Here is a 17522-nt window from a genome sequence, read left to right on the forward strand (position 1 = left end):
CCTTTCGGCGTTGCCGTTCCTTTTCCGTTCTTGTAACGTTCCTGAATGTCAATGAGACCTGAAAGCATTTCCGACTTCACCGGGCAGGCCGCCCTGGTGGAGAACCTCAACCTCTTCATAACCGCGGCGCTCAGTCGCGGCGAAGCGCTTGACCATGTGCTGTTCCACGGTCCTCCGGGTCTTGGCAAGACCACGCTGTCCCGAATCATATCCAATGCAATGGGAGGGAACCTCATCGCCACGTCGGCTCCGGTTATTGAGAACCAGAGACAGCTCATGGCGCTCTTCTGTTCGATCGAGAAGGGAGACGTCGTATTCATCGACGAGATCCATCGACTTCCCATGCCGGTGGAGGAGATCCTCTATACGATCATGGAGGACAGACGGATGGACATAATGGTCGGAGAGGGCATGGAAGCACGTTCGGTGTCCATCGACATAGAGCCCTTCACCCTGGTCGGAGCGACGACGAGGGCGGGAGGTCTTTCCCGCCCACTGCTGGATCGTTTCCCGATCGTCCAGAGACTGGATTACTACAGCCTCGAGGAGATGATGCCGATAGTCCAGAGATCGGCGCTGCGCGAGGGTCTCGATCTCGGCGATGCTCTCGAATTCGTGGCAATGAGATGCCGGGGGACGCCCAGGGTGGCCAACCGTCTCGTATCACGGGTCAGGGACTTCGCGGCGGTGCATCCGGAGTTGTCGGCGGAGGAGGTCGCGCGCCTGGCCATGGAGAGGATGGCCATCGGACCCATGGGGCTGGATGCCGAGGACATGCGATACCTCGCTTATCTGGCGTCGATCGGACGTCCGGTGGGACTCTCGACAATCGCGGCAGCCATATCGGAGACCCCGGAATCGATCGAGGATGTGATCGAGCCGTTCCTCCTGCGTCATGGGCTGATATCCCGGACACAGCGGGGGCGGCTCCTCACCGAGGCTGGAGAGGCCTATCTGGCCTCCTCAGAGCATGGGGCGGGAGAGCAGGATCCCGATACCGTCAGGCTTCTCGACGCCCTTACGGCCTGATATCCATCCGTCCTCTTTGAAGAGATCCGGCAGCTCACCGTCGACGGTGACGAGCTGGACGCGATGAGCCCGGTGCAGCATCGCGGCGAAGTCCTCTTCGTTCGCGATGTCGTATTCGACGCTGCGATTCTCCACCTTGCGGCGTTCGGGATCGAACGGAAGCCTTCTGGCATGGGTCTGAAGATCCTCTCCGGTGAGGTGCACTGCACTCTTGCCGGCCCGATCGGAGCGTTCGAAACCGCTTCCGTTCCAGCGGATGTGCAGGATGATCTCTATCTCAGTCGGCGACAGGGGATAGCTCGGAGGCGGACCGGTGAAGGTGGACACGACGCCGGCGTCGATGGCTGCGGGCGTGTCGGGCTTGGCCGCGACGGTCTTCTTTTCCTTCTTTGCTCTAGGCATCGCTCTTTTCCCTTCCTACGACGTAGATTCTCCTCTTGCCTATCATGGCGGCGAATGCTCGCAATGCTTGGCCCACGGTGGCCTCGGGTCCATCGGCCTCCGAAGTGGGCATGGAACTGGTCAGCCACCCTCCGTATCTTCCCGGCGTCCCGCACCTGATGCCGGATGCGTTCAAGAGGTCCTCGAGCAGTCTGCGAGCCTCGATCCTGGCAGGAGGCTTCGCTCGACGCTGGTCCTGTTCGATCCACTCGCTGATCGTCTTGTGAGCGATGAGCATCTCCCTGACGGGAGAGGGATGGAGAAGATGGTCCGCGATGCGCATCCGTTCGGGAGTGAGGCGTCTTGCTTCACTCCTCGGGTCGCTGATCTCGCGATTCGTCACGAGAATCCCTTCGGCCGGTCCACGTCCAATGATCGTGAGATCGCAGAGATGGCGGATGCTGCCGGCCTCCAGATGGTCTTCGACGGTAATGGCTGTCATGCAAGCTCCTGCGCAGTCACGTGTTCTGTATTCATTTCTCTCTCCTCTCGTTCGGTCCAAATGGAAAGAAGGCCCGCTTTCCTGGAGGAGAGCGGGCCTTCCGTGATGACGATTATGATTTGATCTCAGTCGAAGGTCTCGATGGCCGTTATGCGTCGGCGACCACTGTGATCGCGGACGATCTGGACGACCGTGAAGCGACGCTTGAGCTCCTCGTAGACGGCCTTCTCGTCGATGTTGGGCTGAGTGTGCTTCATACGCTCGATGAAGGCCCTCAGGGCCTGATCCGGATCCTCGGCGTGGATGGTAGTCATCATCGAGCCGTGGCCTGAACCCGTCAGTTCGTAGATGGTCCCTGCATTCCTGGTCGAGACCTCGCCGCAGAGGATGACATCGGGAGTCATGCGGGTCAGAAGGTCGATGGCAGCGCCGTCGTCGAACTTGTTCGCCTGTTCCGTGCGCGAGAGCACGATGTGGAACCGGTTCTTGTGCTTGACGACGAGTTCTCTCGTATCCTCGACCGTGGCCACACGCAGCGCGGGATCGAGCTCCTCGATGATCTTGTTCAGAAGGGTGGTCTTGCCGGTCGAGGTGGCACCGGAGACCAGGAGGTGTGATCCGCCGTTGATCGCCGACTTCAGCTTCAGGAGGCTGTCCTTGGCCTGGATCTTCTGGTCCTTGAACTTGGGCGCGGGCTTGACGACGACGCCTTCATCGAGACCGTAGGCCGAATAGTCGATGGTCTGGTCCCCGCGAGGAGCCTGCCTGATGGCCATCGCCACGCCGCCACGGGACGTGATCTCGTCATAGACGATGTTCTGATAGAATCCGGCAGTGAAGCGGTGTCCTCCTGGAAGAGCGGCATAGACGACGGGGCTTTTCCCTTCGCCCTTGCCGAAGACGAGACCATTGGCATTGGCGATGACCCGCGTCACACGTTCGAGATACTCGAAGGTCAGCGTCTTGTCCTCGAGCTGGTTCCAGATCTGCTCGCCCTCCTTCGGACGACGGCGACGCAGCCAGATCTCCCTCGGGCGATTGATGACGATCTCTTCCACGTCGGGATGAGTGAAGTAGTTGGCCAGCTTGGTGATCATGGCGTTGATCACGTCGTGGCTGGAATCGATGATGCCTTCCTTGTGTTCGGTATCCTGTGGCTTGGGGCCGGCGAAGATGTCGAAGTCTGCGAATTTGTCCACCATGGTGTCTTTCCGAGTGTCAGTTCTGGCCGCGGTTCAGCGGAGCGGTGGAAGGGGCGGGTGCCCGGGTTCCGGGAGCGACGTAATTGCCGTTCTCATCGATGGTGCCCACACCGTAGTTTCCGAGGCTCTCGTCGCCTTCCGGTCCGTCGTTCCGGTTGGCGACGCCCTGTGATCCGCCACCGGTCGTGCCACGATTGCTTCCATTGGGCAGTTCGATGCCCTGACGGGTGCTGGTGTTCTGGTTCTGGCGCGGCTGTTCCTGCTGCTCGTCGCGTTCTCCGACCGGCTTCAGACGGAGGTCGCCCAAGGACCAGATCGTGATGCGCGTGCCGACGGGGACCGTGATCTGAATCGGTATGTTCGACTTCCTGCGGTAGATGTCCTGTGCGATGCGATCGAGCGGCTCCGAGAGGATTTCGGAAGCGACCGCACGGGCATCGCGGGTCTCCGTCGCTCCGTTCGGGCTGGTGCTCTGGGTGGTCTGCCCTCCGAGCGCCGCCGTCACACCGGCGCTGACGAGGGTCGGAACCAGCGAGAAGCCGTAGCGCTGCAGGTTGCGTTCGTTCACGCGGCCCGGAACGCCTCCGCGACCCATCGCATCGCCGGATTCGGCATCGAATACGAAGCGTGTCCCGTCCGGACGGATGAGCTGCTTCCAGGCGATGCCTACGCGCGTGTCGGAGACCCCCGGGGTGCCGATGAGCTTAGATCCGCGGGGAATGACGACGGTCCGGCCGTTGTTGCCGTAGATGTCCCTATCGACCATCGCCACTGCGGTGACCGGATTGCGCGTGTCGATCGGGACCGCGATCACGGCCGTGATGGCCTTGTCCGGGGTGATTACCCTGCTCATGTCGGTCGGATAGCTGGACACGGCACCGGTCGCTCCGATGTTGTTCCAGCTGGTGTAGGCGGACTTCGCCGCCGGGGACAACTGCCCTCCGTTGATGCCGGCGAGACTGCCCTGACGACGTGCGGAAAGATAGGCGTCGCGCTGCTGCTGACGCAGACTCGGCTGAGCGGGTCCGGTCTGGACCGCCGGTTGCGGCTGGACTCCCTGACCTCCGCCGGCCGAAGCGGGCTGGGGCGATACGCCGCCATTGACAGGTGTCGGGGTCGTCGGATCGGTGAACCCGCCGGGCTGCGTCGGCAGACCGCTGATGCCGCTTCCTTCGGCGCCTTCCTGCGCGGTGAGGGCGATCGATGTCTTGATCGCTTTTCCTTCACCCGTGCCCGTCACCGTCTTTCCGATGACTTCGATGGCCGTGGATATCGGAGTGACTCCGTCCCATGTCACGTTCACGCTGCATGTCTGACCGGGCGAGAGCGGTGCGGTCGGAGGCGGGCAGTCCACACTCGAGACATTGATCGCGCTGGCATAGGAAGTGGGGATGCGGACGTCCTCGATCAGGATCGGCGCACCGGTCGCCAGAAGGCTGAAGATCTGCGAGGTCTGGCCGGTGGTGAAGGTGATCGCGTTCGGTGTGGACACGATGGCTCCGTTGTCGTTCACCTGCACGGCTGCCGGATCGCCCGGGACCATGGAGTCGGACGGCCCCAGGGTAGCCGGGGTCGCTTCGGGTTCGTCACCGGAGAAGAGGAGCACGGCACCGCCGCCGAGCACCAGGACCATTGCCGATGCGGCGGCGATCTGGATGCCCCTCTTTTTGCGGGTCTTTGCGTCAGTGGCCATCTTGGATGTCTTTCCTTAGTTCTTGGTGCGCACGGCGCAAGCAGGCTGGTCGACCATGGCCTCGCACAGGGCGATGGCTTCCGCAGCGGTCCGATAGCCCTCGATGACGAGTTCGTATTCCGCCCCGCTGGCACGATACACGGGCTCACGTCCGGTGAGCTTCTCGTAATGCTGCACCTTGGCGGAGCGCCACTGATCCTCGAGAGCCTCGCGTGTCCCTTTTCCGACACTCACGTAATAGCGGGGCTCGGGCTCGCTCACGACAGGGATCGTGACCACAGGAGCGGTCGTGGAGACGGGATTCCCGACCATGGCGACGGCGGTGCCGGAGGGTGTCGCTTCCTGACGCACGACGGTCCCTTGCGCTTCGATGATGGGCGCACCTCCGCCCTTGGCGACCGGAGTCGTCTGGACGACGGCATTCGTCACATAGGTGACGCTGCCGGGCTGTGTCGCCGGAGCGGCCGTCGGATTCGTGACCGGCACCACTGCGGAGGGATGCTCGCCATTGGCCGTGGGAGGCGATGTCACCACCGGAACGACGGTCTTCGGTTTGGCGGGAAGATTCGCGGAGCGTCCGGGAGGAAGATCGGTGGGCACCCTCATTGCGGTCTGCGAGTATGTCGGATATTCGACGAGACCGGCATCGGGGCTGCTCGACTTGGGCTTAACGACGATGATCCGTTGTCCGTTGCGCAGCACGAAGTCGCCCAGCGCCTCGATGACGATCATGCGTCCACCCGGACCGGCGGTCCGATTTCCGACCGGTCCCTCGACCCCCTGTATGACGATCATGGGAGTGGGCCACTCCGTCATCTGGGATGCTTCAGGTCCGTAGTCGACATAGGTGAACCGGTCATCGCGGAACACGCGGTAGGGAATCGTCCCTCCGGTCTGGTCGACGGGAACATAGACGCCCATGTCCTCCCTGATCTTGGCGGGATCGAAATCGGTCCATTCCGCATACTCGCGGTAACGGGGATCGGTCGCCGTCGGGAGTGTGGCATAGGGATCACGGATCCGCTGGGCCGCCGAAGACGGATTTTGTGCGTCGTATTCGGCGAGCTGCTGAGGGTTCATGCCGTCCATCTGCGCGCCGGTGTATGCATCGCGTGCGCCAGGTGCGACCACGTCAACGAGGAAATCGCTGATCACCTTGGAGTTGTAGGACTCCGACCGAAGGTAGAAGGTGTAGATCTTCCCGCTTTCCGCATAGGCGATGAGATTGGTGTCGACGCCGGGGTAGAGAGCCTTGATGACGATGTTCGACTTGTTCGGAAGGCCGACGTTGAAGCCGGCTTCGTCACCGACATAGGCCTCGACGATCTCCTCGCCCTCGGGCAGCTTGATGGTCGTGATCATGCCTTCGCGGATACGGACCGGAAAGGCCTGCTGGGCATCGTAGACGTAGCGGACATAGCCGGGGCGACGCTTGCTCTCACCGCGATTGCGGAGGATGTCGTTCCAGGCGTTCTGCGTCAGGCCCAGCGGACCCGTGACGGCTGCGGACTGGTCGTCCTGTGCATGTGCGGGGGTCGTGACGGCAAGAGCCGACCCTGCGAGAGCGAGTGCGATCGTGAAGCGCTTCATTTTCAGCTCCTGGCGACGACGGAGTAATCGGTCACGGTGAAGCCGAGCGGATTGAGCAGACGCTTGTCATAGCTCACGGACTGCGGCTGGTAGGTGATCGTCATGGTGGCGAGCCAGCGCTTGCTGCTGGACTGCGGCGTGAGATCCGCGGTGGCCGCGTTGGACCCGCTGACCTCTCCGGGACGCAGGGTCGATGTCGGGTCCGCGGTGAGCGTCCCTGCCGAACCACCCAGCGAGTCGATCGTCTTGAAGGCGACCTGCCAGGTACCGGGCTCGATCATGGTCGCGGATTCGATCTCGATCTGACGTGTGTAACCACTGGTCATCATGCGCGACCGCTCGAGTTGCGAGGCGTCCTGGAAACGCTTGTACTGCTCCGGATTGGTCATGGCAGCGAGCTGCGATTCCGGTCCCCACTGCATGTCCATGAAGCTGTTGACGGGGGCGAAGGTATGCCGCTGCTTCACATACTGGCGGACGTTGGCCTCCGTTGCGAACTGGATGCCCGGAGCATTGTCCATCAACGGCTGCAGAGCGACGACCTGCTCATCCCCTTCGCGGAACGTGACGAGATACGGGTAGACCTGCTTGAGGGGGAAGATCGAGATGATCATGGCGGTGAGGGCGACGTTGATGAGAGCGCTCGCTCCGAGACCGATGGTCACCAGACGCAGGGCCCTTTCGAGGACCCGCTGACGGGTGGGGTTGTTGTCAGTGTCGGCCGGGTATGGACCGAGATTGTCCTCTCCGGTCTTCTCGGGTGCCTTCGCGGGGCCCTTTTCCTTGGTCTTCTTGCCGAACATTATCTGTCGTCCTCAACGATGTCTGTGCTGATCTGCCCCGTCTTCGCGGCTTCTTCCTTGCGCTTCTGACGGAGCTTGTGGCTCTCTTCGCTCTCGAGACCTCCGCAGTTGCAGGGCGACTTCTGCAGCCCGTTGATGCTGGTGGAGATGCCGATGGGCACCTGGGTCTCCAGGGACTGCGAGGCGCAGCCTGCAAGTCCTATTGCGAGTATGGGAATGATCTTCTTCACGTTGCCTCACCGTCTGGAGTTGGGTCCATCTGCGGTTTTAGGATGAGAATCACGCATCCGGTAGCGGTTCGGCAAATTTTTTGGAGAGGATCGTGATCCCCGATGCGAGAAGGGGGCCCTGAGGCCCCCTTCCGCTTGTCTTACTGAGGATTGACCGGAGGCCATCCGGGATTTCTGGGATCACGGGGATTGGGCAGCTCAGGCTCCTCCGGTGCCGTGGTGGGAACGACGTTCGGGGCTCCGGGCTGACTTGGCGCCGGAGACGTGTTCTGTCCGTTCAGAAGCCTGTTGATGGCATCCAGCGATCGCGCCGCCCTCTGCGTGGGGACATCCTCGCCGGTCTGCTGGATCTGCTGTCCGAGCGCATTGGCCTGGGCCACGAGGTCCTCGAGACGCTTCTGTGCGTTGGCAGCGGTGAGGTCGTAGCCGAGATCCTCGCTTTCCTGACTGACGATGGCGTTGATGTTGTCACTGACCTTCGCGGCTTCGCTCGCGTAGTTGCGCATCCATGCCTCTTCGAGGCGCGCCTCGTTGTAGGCGAGCAGGAGGTCACGGTATTCGTCGTTGTCGTCGTCGCCGTCGATCCAGTCGTCGAGTCGCCCATCGAGAAGACCATTGGCCATATCGAGGGTGTTCTTGTTCTTCAGCGGGTCTCCCCAGGTGCCGATGAACTGGCGGGGATCGACGTCGTTCTGCATCATGGCATCGGCATCGATGTTGCGATCCCGGAAGGCCCCTCCGAGCTGGGAGATCGGGCGTTCGCGGAGAGCGGCCATGGAGCTGTCCATGCGATTGAGCTCGCTCAGGGTGATGTCGACGATCGAATTGGCCCGGCGTGAATCCCAGCGCAGTGCACCACGCCTGAAGTTGGCGAGAGCCTGTTCACGGGCATTGTCGAGATTCTCGTAACGCGCCTGGACAGCGGCAGCATCAGTCCTGACGGTGTCCGAGCCCCGAGCGATCGAAAGAGCAGCCAGCGTGGTCCTGATCAGTCCCTCGATGCGCGCCAATTCGGACTGCATGTCCCATGCCGGACTGCGGGAAGGAACTGCCGGGGCGGAATTGGTCCTCCCCAGGACGACACCCTGCGGTTGGTCGAGCCGGGAATTGACCGCGAGATCGACCGCCGCATTCTCCATGTATACGGTGAGGAGGTGGCTCTTCTGCGCCTCGATCCTCGTCATCTCGAGCTTGACCTGGCTATTGATCGCCCAGTCCTGACGAAGATCGGTCGTCTTCGTCGATGCTCGCCCGAGACAGACCAGCCGCTTGTGTGACTGGTTGACCAGCGTATTGGCGGTCAGGGCCGTGGCATATGCATCGACGTTGGCGCGCACGTCCTCTTCGTTGCGCTTGTCGACGACGTTGGAATAGCCGTCCGCACCGAGGGCCTCTCCACCGTAGAGTGAATTGGAGAAGGTCTGCACGGTGGACTGCATCGAGTCTCTCGCCATGTCGGAGAAGGTGTCACCCTCCCCGATCGCAACGCCCGCGCTCTGCAGGCGCTGGACACTGGCGATCGAGCCACCGATGCTCTTTGCATTCTCCGCGGTCTGCTTCGCCTGTTCTGCCATGTCCTTCAGCTTCTGGAGCTGGTTGGCGTGCTCTCGCGCGAGATCGGCGAGCTTCTTGTAGTCGAAGATGATGCAAGGAGGAGGCATCAGAGGACTGGGACAGGGGCCGATGAGCTGAGCTTTCGCCTCCTGCGGCGCGTAGATGCCGGTGCAGAACGCCAGCGCAAGCGCACCGGCGGCGCTGTAAGCTGTGATTTTCCTCTTCATGACACTCATCTTTCCCGGCATTCCGTTGATTGGAAGAGGGCGGGCGTAGCCCGCCCTCATTGATCAGTTGGTCGAAGTGACCGCAGTGGCCATGTTGCCCGTCGCCTGGACTTCGAGCAGCTGCGCCAGCAGCTGGGTCTGGATGATCATCTGCTGATACTGCGCCATACCGACGGCCGTATTGTTCTGCACATCGGTCCGCAGATCGGTCGAGGCCGACATCTGCTCGTTGAGGGCCTGGATGGTGGCCTCGCTCTCGCTGAGACGGACCTTGGTCACGACGGCGGTCGCATATCCGGAAGTGGCGGAGTCACGGAGCGCAGCCTCACGAACTGCCTGGCGCCGTGTGACCTCGTCAACGGACGCCTTGCTGCCCTGATAGAAGGTCGAGAGGGCGAAGCGACGACCCGCATCGATGGAGGTGCGTGCTTCTCGAGCAGCACCCGCATCGACATTGAGCGACCGACCCAGATCAGAACCGGGCAGTCCGTCGATGATACCGGGAACGGTTTCCCGGAACTGGCCGAGGAGGTTGTCCTGTTCGGTGTTGAAGTTCAGGCCAGCCCGATCGAGGATCGAACTGATCTCGCCCACGCCGATGTCGCCGATGGTGTCCTTCAGGTTGGTGAGCTGCTCGACCTGGGCCTTCATCTGCTGGACCTGCTGGACGCCGTTCTCGACCACCTTGATGGTCTGCGCGATGTTGCTGGGATCGACTACCGGAATGCCCTGCGCGCTGGCCGGGGAGGCCATCACGAAGGCACCGGAAAGTGCGAGTGCTGCGATATACTTCTTCATTACCCTGTACCTCCGTTAGGCGTTTGCGAGATAGTTCTTGAGAGCTTCCGGACCCCGTCCGAATTCGTTCTCCATGTCTTCCATGAGCTGCACGTTCTTGCGACCCGAATGGTAGATGTTCATGAAGGGACCGAGACCGGAGAGGTTGGTGTCGAGGATCACGGATTCGTTCACTTCGCCGTAGCGCTTCACGAGAACCGCATACTTCTTCTTCTTGTAGGTCCGTCCCAGCACGAAATCGAGTTCGCGGGGGGTGAGCTTCCAGTCGGAATAGTCGCTCTCGTCGGCGGCGTTGTTCCGGAAGAAGAAGACGGTCGGGCACTGGCCCCTGATCACGTCGCCGAGGCCGAGCTCCGCCGGCGCCGTCGGACGCTGGAAACAGGAGATGATGACCTGACGCTCCTTGCGCCCTTCCTGGAGGAGCTTGCGGTAGCGGATCTGGAAGTTCTCGTTGCGCAGGAGAGGCTCAGTCTCGTCGATGAAGATCAGACGCGGATCGCCCTTGGCCTCGACCAGGATGCGGTGCATCAGGTAGGAGACCATCGCCGGACCGAGCTTCGGTTCCGTGAGGATGTTGGTGAAGTCGAATCCGCCCACACGCTGCGAGATGTCGAGGGCGTCCTGCTCGGCGCAGACGATCGAACCATACTGCTGGGGATTGGTCCATGACGTGAAGCGCTCACGCAGGGCCGAACCGGCAGGGAACATCGTGGTGTAGAGCTTCTGCAGGTTGCGGTTCTTGTGATCGATCTGGGGGTCGAAGATCAGTTCGACGGCATCCGAGATCTCGGATGCGAGCTCGTATTCGTCCTGCTCGACGTCACCGATCAGCTTGAGCCACTCCTGCAGGAACTGGCGGTTCTCGCCGTTGTCCTCGATCTGCAGAGGATTGAGAGAGACGGGGTGCTTCTCGGAGTCACCATCGAAGAAGAGGTAGGCGCCGTCGAGGGCCTTGGTCACGACCTCGCAGCCGCGACCGCGGTCAAAGAAGAACGCCTTGAGATCGGGATGACGCAGGGCCTGCGACGCGAGGAAGGTGATCAGGGTCGTCTTACCCGCACCGGACGGACCGATGGAGACGCAGTGCCCCAGAGGAGGGCTGCCGCCACCGGGAGCGTGGAACTGGAACGAGTAGGGAGCGCCCTCGATCGTCTGGAACATGGCGATCGGACCCTGGCCCCAGTCGGAGTTCAGTTCGCCCGACGGATTGTAGTGAAAGGTCGCGAGGATCGCCGCTTCGCCGGTCAGGATCTTCTGGGGACGGCTCTGGGCATCGAACCCGGGGAACTGGCCGAACCAGTGCTGCGGCATCGTGTGCTTCGGCCATACCGGGGTGATGCCGATGGAACGCAGCTGGTTCACCGCCGAGCGGGCCTTGAGGACGTCCTCGGGCGTATCGCCGTAGATGGTGATGAGTGTCTGGACCGAGACCATCTCCTGCTCTTCCTCGGAGCCGGGCTGGAGAGCGGCTTCGACGGCGTAGAACTGTTCCTGCGTGTCCGCACCGGGCTGGAGGCCGGGAGCCACTTTTCCCTTCCACGCGATCTCTGCCATCGCCTTCGTCTTGCCGATGGGTTGGATGTCGTGACAGACGGTGAACTCGACCGGATTGGAGAGGAGCTCGAGCATGTACGCCTCGGTCATGGTCGTTGGCCATTCCTCGATGACGAGAGTCGCGGCATAGCGTTTGAGGCTGCCGCTCGTGAACTCGAACATGCCCTTGTCTGAATCGTAACGGACGTTGTCGGTCGTCACGGCGTAGGAGAGATTGCCACGAAGATCCCTGGTGAAGGGCACCGGGCGGCTGACCGGAGCGAGCATCCGACCGAAGAAGGCTGCAGGCGTCATGCGATCGTATCGCACCTCGTCCAGATCGATGCCGTCCTCGATGGATTCGGCGTGCTCGAAGTTGTCGATCAGCTCGGTGACGTGGTAATCGCTCAGGATGGACTTGGTCTGATCGACGGCCTCGTCGAGAGCGATGTCGACAGGCTGCTTCGAGCGATGGCTGAGAACGGCGTAGTATTCCGTGGAGAGCGCGTTGGGGAGATTCCTCGCCCAGGTCTCGGAGACCCGCTTCATGATACCGTGGGAATGCTCGTAGTTGGTCGCCTTGGGAAGACGGTCACGGATCATGAAGATCCGGACGCGGATTCCCTGTTTGGCCATGAGTTCGAGCCAGTTCTCGCGCGCGTTCTTCAGCAATTGCTGCTGCGCTGAGTCGTTGAATCGCAGATCGGTGCCGCGGATGGAGAGAACGACCGAGCGCATGTCGTCCTCACCGACGATGACGCGGCCTTCCTTGTCCATGTGTTCGAACTTGATGTGATCACCGAGGCGCGTCGCCTTGGGGGCGGGGATCATGCGCCGGGAGATGGCGGGAACCACGAAGGACATGGCCGCGACGATCGCGAGTGCCGCGATGATGAAACCGAAAGCAGGAAGGAGGGTGCTGGACTGGAACAGCTGTTCCTGCAGTGCGTCTTCGAACATTCTATCTTTTCCCGTGCGTTCAGGACCCCAGTCGATACGGGATCAGAGGTTTGCGAAATCGAAGCTTCCACCATCCTCGTTGAGGTTGGTGCTACCCGTCCGGCGATTCTCCATGCCGGTGACGAGAGTGGCCATGTATTGTGCCTTGCTGCCTATCGCGATCGCGATGCCGTGTCCGACGACGATCCCGATGGGCATCAGGATGCTTCCGAAGGTCGTGCCGAAGACGAGCGACACGATCACCGATAGCATCAGTCCGGCGAAGAAGCAGAAGACGGCGGGCGCCCAGGGTGCCCACAGGATCCTGAACGGTCTGGCGACCGCCGGGAAGTGGTGCTGGTGGCAGACTCCACGCATACCGCCGTCTCCTGTCTTCCGTTCAGCCTGCGAAGGCGGTGATGATCGTCGGGACGATCGCGAAGAGGACGGCTGCGACGAGGCAGCTGACGATCCACTTCACCTTCACCTGGCCCCAGAGCATCGGCGCGATACCGATGATCAGAGCAAGCGCGGCGGCGGCGTAGAGGATGGTGCGGCCGGTCTCGAATGCCTCGTTCGTGCGGTCCACGACGGTGCTCTGGAGATCGCCGAACGCGCCCTGCGCGAAGGCCGGCTCGACAAGAGCCATGAGTGCGATGACGAAGAAGGCCGCGTATGCGAAGGCGCGACCCCAGTTGTATTCGGCCACATTCGACCGTGCGATTGCCAACATGGTATGGTTCCTTGTTCCGTTACGAGTTCCCCGAAGGGGTCCCCTTGCTGGGTCTTACTAGGAGTCGCCTCCCAATCTCGCCTTATGGAACGGAATTCGGATAGCGGCAAGCGTCATCCTGAAAATTTTCTGCTTGAGGATGGATCAGACGCTTCGGAAATGCGGTCCCGCCTCCTCGTCGAGGATCATCGCCGGATTGTTCGGGGACCCGGCGTCCCTCTGCTTTCGGTAGTTCGATGCCAGATTGTCCAGCCAGGCCTCGGGGCTGCCGTCCTGACGACGTATGGCGAAGTTCGCGGCTGCGGACTGTAGGAGTGACTTCGAATCACGGGGAGCGCCATCGGCGTCAGATTGGGCGGCTATGAGGACGGCGATGTCGAGATCGTTTGCGAGCCTGGTTATCGTCTGGTCGACATTCATGAGGTGGTCCACGAGCCTGCTGTTGCCACTGGGGCGACCGATGACCTGATAGTAGTCGATCATGACGAGCTTGACACCGTGCTGCCTGACGGCGCGTGTCATCACCGACGATATCTCCTCGAGGCCGGCACCGGGGCGGTGATAGTAGAGGATCGAATCCCTGACCGGGTCCGAGATGTAGTCCTCGATCTCCTTCTCGTAGCGGTCGTAGCGACCCTCCAGCTTGGCCATGTTCGTTCCGAGCGCGCGGGCCATGTTCATCATCTCGACGTCGATCTGATTGCGTTCGAGGGTGATGAAGAGGACCTTGGCCCTGTTCTCCGGATCCTTCTCCCCCGTGCCGCATGCGACATTGTATCCGATGGTCGAGAGGAGAGTGGTCTTGCCGATCTTGTATTTTCCGATGAGCGACACGACGCGCTTCATATCCAGTCCTCCCCCGAGGACATTGTCGAGCTTCTCGATGCCAGTCTGGAGCCGGAGGGGTGGCTCCTCGATGGTCTCGGTCACATTGCGCGCGACCTGCCTCGATGAGAGGATCGGCTGTCGGCGGACCTCCATCGCGATGTCGCCGGACTGCCGGAGTCGTCTCGCGGCCTTCTCGATCTTCTCTTCGTCATCGGCTTCCAGAACGTCGGAGACGCCCCTGCGTGCAGCCGCGACCGAGCGCCGCTTCCGCGATTCGAACATGAAGGCGGAAAGCGTCTTGTCGTGGAGGTCGCGCGAACCCGGCCAGCGGGCAGCACCCCTGGTTATGATCTCGGCGGTTGCCTCGACATGCGCCCGCTTCGCGAGAGCCGTCATGGCGGAGGAATTGAGGACCTCTCCGAGATTGTCGGCGTCGACGAACATCTGCCAGATCCGTCCGGCGCTCTCATCGACGAAGTCCTTCGACTCAAGTCCGCGGTCGATGGCGCCGCGAGCGAGCTCCGGATCGGCGAGGGCGCCGGAGAGGATGATCGTCTCGGAGTCATTGGGTTTGTCCTGCTTGCTCATTCTACCTCACAGATACCGGGGTCCCTTCCGAAGGAGGGGGGCGTCTCGCCCTCCTCGGGAAGCTTGTATACGATGCGACCGGCGTCGGTTCGCCATGCCTTGCGCCTGCCATCGACGCTGCTGCCTGCCTTGGGATGTCCCATGCAGGTCCACCCGAGGAATATCCATCCACCATCCCTGCTGGGCGAGACTTGCTTGCGCACGGGACGCGGCGCGCCGCCTTTCCCGGAGGCAGAGGGAGACGTGACCAGATCGACGGTCTCGTTCTTCAGCGCGCTTTCCAGATACTTCGCTGGATTTGCGACACGTCTCCCCTTCATCCGCTCGGTGACGCTGAGCACGGATTCCATTCCATGCGCCTGACCCAGCCGCGATATCGTCTGCCTGGCCAATGCCGGAGTGAGTCCGTGGGCCTCGAGATTGGCCACGGCTGCCAGGCCGTGCGGAGAAGAGGAGGAATCGAGATGGTCCCTGTTTGTTCCTGGGCCGGCGGGCGTGCCATCGGCATACATGGGAAAGGGGACGACGTTGCGCTGCTTGGACTCTCCGTTGAAGCGTTGCTCCCGGGCCTTGGCGCGCTTCCTCGATATGTCCTTCTCCTTGTCGCGCGCCTCGCTGAAGGAGACCACGTCGAGGATGTTCATGGCCAGCGCGGTCGCGTCGAGCAGGTCGGCGCCGATCGGGAGATGCTGACGCATCTCGGGATCGCGAAGTTCCTCGTCGTCGAGAAAGATCGTCTCTCCGTTGTAGCAGCGCCACCCCCAGGACAGATACCGTCCGGCCGAGGAAGGCGGCATTCCCGCGATCTGCTCGATGACCTCCCTGGGGATCTTGACGGGCGGGACACGACTCACTCCGGATCGCCTCCGCGGCGGCTCTGGAGATCGTCCCTGGCCTCTTCGTATCGGACACGCAGCCTGTCGACCTTCTGCTCCTCGAAATCGTCTTCGGTGATCTCGACGCCGTTGCGGCTGAATGCCTTGATGATGCGCTTCCTGGTGGCCTTGTGCCACTTGGTGTTGTCGGTCAGCCAGCGTCCGAGCTCGACATGGGTCATGCCGTGCTTGCTGAGGATGCTCCCGATTGTGGTCCCGTCAGCGAGCGCCAGCGCGATCTTGCGCCCCAGCGGATTGTCGAATCGCGACCTGTCCGGCATGTCACGCGAATCGAAGTCCTCCATCCGGATGCCGCCCTTGGTATGGACCATGAGGCGCACGGCATCCACGTATCGCAGGCCGGCCTCTGGATCGTCCCGCAGTGTCTCCAGTTTCGAGGATGGGAATCCGCTTCTGTCGCAGAGGTCCTGGAAACGCCGAACCCCGAGATCCCTCAGGTATCTCGCGAGGCCGTCCGGACGCCTTGGTTTACGGGGTGTTTCGGCAACATCTCTCGACACTCTGCGACCTTCTGTGAGGGTTACGGAAATTTCGTAACTTCTAGGATGGAGATATTGACTTTGCAAGCGGGAGGATGTAGAGAATTTTTCATCGGGAATGGAACCTTGTCCATCCGTCACCATTTTCCGGATGACCAACAAGGTTTCTCTTCCCCTAACCAAGTTGGGTTAGGGTCGCTTAAACGGGAAGCACTAGGCATCCCTGCGAGTCCGGACGTTTCTCCGGAGCGAATGAGCAAGACTTTTCTCGAAGGAGCAATCCAAAATGGCAAGCGCAGCACTCAAGCAGCAGACCCGCGACGATTTCGTAATTGCTTTCCGGAGCGAGGATCTCGAGGAGAACGGCGTCGTCAGGTCGACGGTCTTTCCCAACAGGTTGAGAGACCTGCGAAGGGGCAAGGGGCACGAGTCCCTGATCGACTTCCACAGGACGATGTCGGATATGACCTATTCGCGTCTGGCCAAGATCGAACGCGGCCAGATATTCCCGCGCCCCGACGAGCTGATCGCCATCGCCGACGCCCTCGAGGTCGAGGCGGAGGAACTCCTCATCGACGTGACCGATCCCTCGTTCGATCGCGAGGCCTGGGCGAGGGAGCATGTCGAGGCATCGCTCAGCTATCGCGGCGGCGCCATGGCGGACATGCGGATCGGAGCGGCACTGCGGATCTGTCGTCAGAAGATGAAGCGCTCGACCACGGACATGAAGGAATTCGGTCTTCCGGCCGCTACCGTCAGCCGGATCGAGAACGCCGATCGCCCCTTCTCCCGCTGGAGCGAGGACATCGTCCGCGGCGTCCGCCGGGTCTTCGGTGTGACCAGCCAGGCTGGCATGACGCGGAAGATCAATTCGTTCGAGAAGGACGGAAGCCTCCACGAGATGCTCTATGAGCTCTTCTCGGTCGAGACGCTCCGCGCTCGGCAGGTCGGTCCGTTCGCGCAGATCGCGGCGGTCGTCCCCGGCGAGAAGGGTCGTCAGATCGCTCGCGCCGTGGAACTGGGCGCGATCTCCGGTGCGAACGATCTCGCGGAAGTCGACGAGGCCATGTCGAAGCTCGCCACCACGCACGTCTATGAAGGCGTCTCGTTGAGCGACGGATCGATGGCGCTGAGGCCCACCGAGGACACGGTGAAGCGCAAGGCCGGCACGAAGTCGATCGCGATCAGGGCGGATCGGCAGATCCTCGGTCCGATCGACAAGAGCTCGGTGATGATCTTCGAGCCCATCGAACGCGATGAGGTCAGGGAGAACATGGTCGTCGCGGTGATGCAGGGAAAGTCCGTCACCATCGGTGCCATTCACAAGATGGGCCGTGGCTTCCGTCTGGTGCAGACCGATCCCGATCGGTCGATCTGCCTCTCTTCGCTGGAAGGCATCGTCGCGAGGATGGTCCAGGTCACCGTTATCGATTGATCCGGAATCAGATCCGATGATCTAAAGGGGCGCCTAGAGGCGCCCCTTTTTCGTTCTGGTCCTTATTGGTGTGCGCAATTGT

General features: G+C 61.7%; 17 protein-coding genes. 2 read left to right on the forward strand and 15 right to left on the reverse strand.

The window, feature by feature from the left end; genetic code table 11:
* Positions 1 to 51: 51 nt before the first annotated feature.
* Positions 52 to 1029: a Holliday junction branch migration DNA helicase RuvB gene (gene ruvB / locus Q0602_RS11790; RefSeq protein WP_298843345.1), complete on the forward strand. Its 978-nt coding sequence runs from the start codon at positions 52 to 54 to the stop codon at positions 1027 to 1029.
* Here the strand turns inward: ruvB and Q0602_RS11795 are convergent.
* From Q0602_RS11795 to Q0602_RS11865, 15 genes are all read right to left on the reverse strand, one after another.
* A complete protein-coding gene (locus Q0602_RS11795) occupies positions 964 to 1431 on the reverse strand; it encodes a hypothetical protein (protein WP_298843348.1) in 468 nt (155 codons plus the stop codon). The two genes, ruvB and Q0602_RS11795, sit on opposite strands and share 66 nt — an antisense overlap.
* On the reverse strand, positions 1424 to 1912 hold the full coding sequence (locus Q0602_RS11800) for a hypothetical protein (protein ID WP_298843351.1): 489 nt from the start codon (positions 1910 to 1912) through the stop codon (positions 1424 to 1426). Before Q0602_RS11800 ends, Q0602_RS11795 begins: the two co-directional genes overlap by 8 nt.
* A 125-nt stretch (positions 1913 to 2037) precedes the next feature.
* Entirely contained in the window at positions 2038 to 3114 is a 1077-nt protein-coding gene (locus Q0602_RS11805) for an ATPase, T2SS/T4P/T4SS family (protein ID WP_298843354.1), read from the reverse strand.
* 16 nt (positions 3115 to 3130) lie between these two features.
* Positions 3131 to 4807, reverse strand: coding sequence for a TrbI/VirB10 family protein (locus tag Q0602_RS11810; protein WP_298843357.1), 1677 nt, complete (start codon positions 4805 to 4807; stop codon positions 3131 to 3133).
* Positions 4808 to 4822: 15 nt separating this feature from the next.
* Complete coding sequence (locus tag Q0602_RS11815) at positions 4823 to 6397, reverse strand: TrbG/VirB9 family P-type conjugative transfer protein (RefSeq protein ID WP_298843360.1); 1575 nt, start codon at positions 6395 to 6397, stop codon at positions 4823 to 4825.
* 2 nt (positions 6398 to 6399) lie between these two features.
* Entirely contained in the window at positions 6400 to 7200 is an 801-nt protein-coding gene (locus tag Q0602_RS11820) for a VirB8/TrbF family protein (protein WP_298843363.1), read from the reverse strand.
* The gene (locus Q0602_RS11825) at positions 7200 to 7430 is read right to left on the reverse strand and encodes a hypothetical protein (protein ID WP_298843366.1); all 231 of its coding nucleotides are present in this window, start codon (positions 7428 to 7430) and stop codon (positions 7200 to 7202) included. Before Q0602_RS11825 ends, Q0602_RS11820 begins: the two co-directional genes overlap by 1 nt.
* Positions 7431 to 7570: 140 nt before the next feature.
* Positions 7571 to 9211, reverse strand: coding sequence for a hypothetical protein (locus Q0602_RS11830; RefSeq protein WP_298843368.1), 1641 nt, complete (start codon positions 9209 to 9211; stop codon positions 7571 to 7573).
* A 63-nt stretch (positions 9212 to 9274) separates the two neighbouring features.
* Entirely contained in the window at positions 9275 to 10009 is a 735-nt protein-coding gene (locus Q0602_RS11835; protein ID WP_298843373.1) for a type IV secretion system protein, read from the reverse strand.
* A 15-nt stretch (positions 10010 to 10024) separates the two neighbouring features.
* Positions 10025 to 12502, reverse strand: a complete 2478-nt coding sequence (locus Q0602_RS11840; RefSeq protein WP_298843382.1) for a hypothetical protein — start codon at positions 12500 to 12502, stop codon at positions 10025 to 10027.
* 42 nt (positions 12503 to 12544) lie between these two features.
* Positions 12545 to 12859: a hypothetical protein gene (locus Q0602_RS11845; RefSeq protein ID WP_298843385.1), complete on the reverse strand. Its 315-nt coding sequence runs from the start codon at positions 12857 to 12859 to the stop codon at positions 12545 to 12547.
* Between the two features lie 22 nt (positions 12860 to 12881).
* Complete coding sequence (locus tag Q0602_RS11850; protein ID WP_298843388.1) at positions 12882 to 13214, reverse strand: hypothetical protein; 333 nt, start codon at positions 13212 to 13214, stop codon at positions 12882 to 12884.
* 144 nt (positions 13215 to 13358) lie between these two features.
* On the reverse strand, positions 13359 to 14630 hold the full coding sequence (locus tag Q0602_RS11855; protein ID WP_298843391.1) for a DnaB-like helicase C-terminal domain-containing protein: 1272 nt from the start codon (positions 14628 to 14630) through the stop codon (positions 13359 to 13361).
* Complete coding sequence (locus Q0602_RS11860) at positions 14627 to 15484, reverse strand: hypothetical protein (RefSeq protein WP_298843394.1); 858 nt, start codon at positions 15482 to 15484, stop codon at positions 14627 to 14629. Before Q0602_RS11860 ends, Q0602_RS11855 begins: the two co-directional genes overlap by 4 nt.
* Positions 15481 to 15837, reverse strand: a complete 357-nt coding sequence (locus Q0602_RS11865) for a hypothetical protein (RefSeq protein ID WP_298843397.1) — start codon at positions 15835 to 15837, stop codon at positions 15481 to 15483. The genes Q0602_RS11860 and Q0602_RS11865 overlap by 4 nt, the downstream gene beginning before the upstream one ends.
* Positions 15838 to 16291: 454 nt before the next feature.
* Between Q0602_RS11865 and Q0602_RS11870 the strand changes: the two genes are divergently transcribed.
* Positions 16292 to 17440, forward strand: a complete 1149-nt coding sequence (locus Q0602_RS11870) for a helix-turn-helix transcriptional regulator (RefSeq protein ID WP_298843400.1) — start codon at positions 16292 to 16294, stop codon at positions 17438 to 17440.
* The last annotated feature ends 82 nt before the right edge of the window (positions 17441 to 17522 follow it).

This window comes from uncultured Salinicola sp. (assembly GCF_937921195.1).
Taxonomy (GTDB): domain Bacteria; phylum Pseudomonadota; class Gammaproteobacteria; order Pseudomonadales; family Halomonadaceae; genus Salinicola.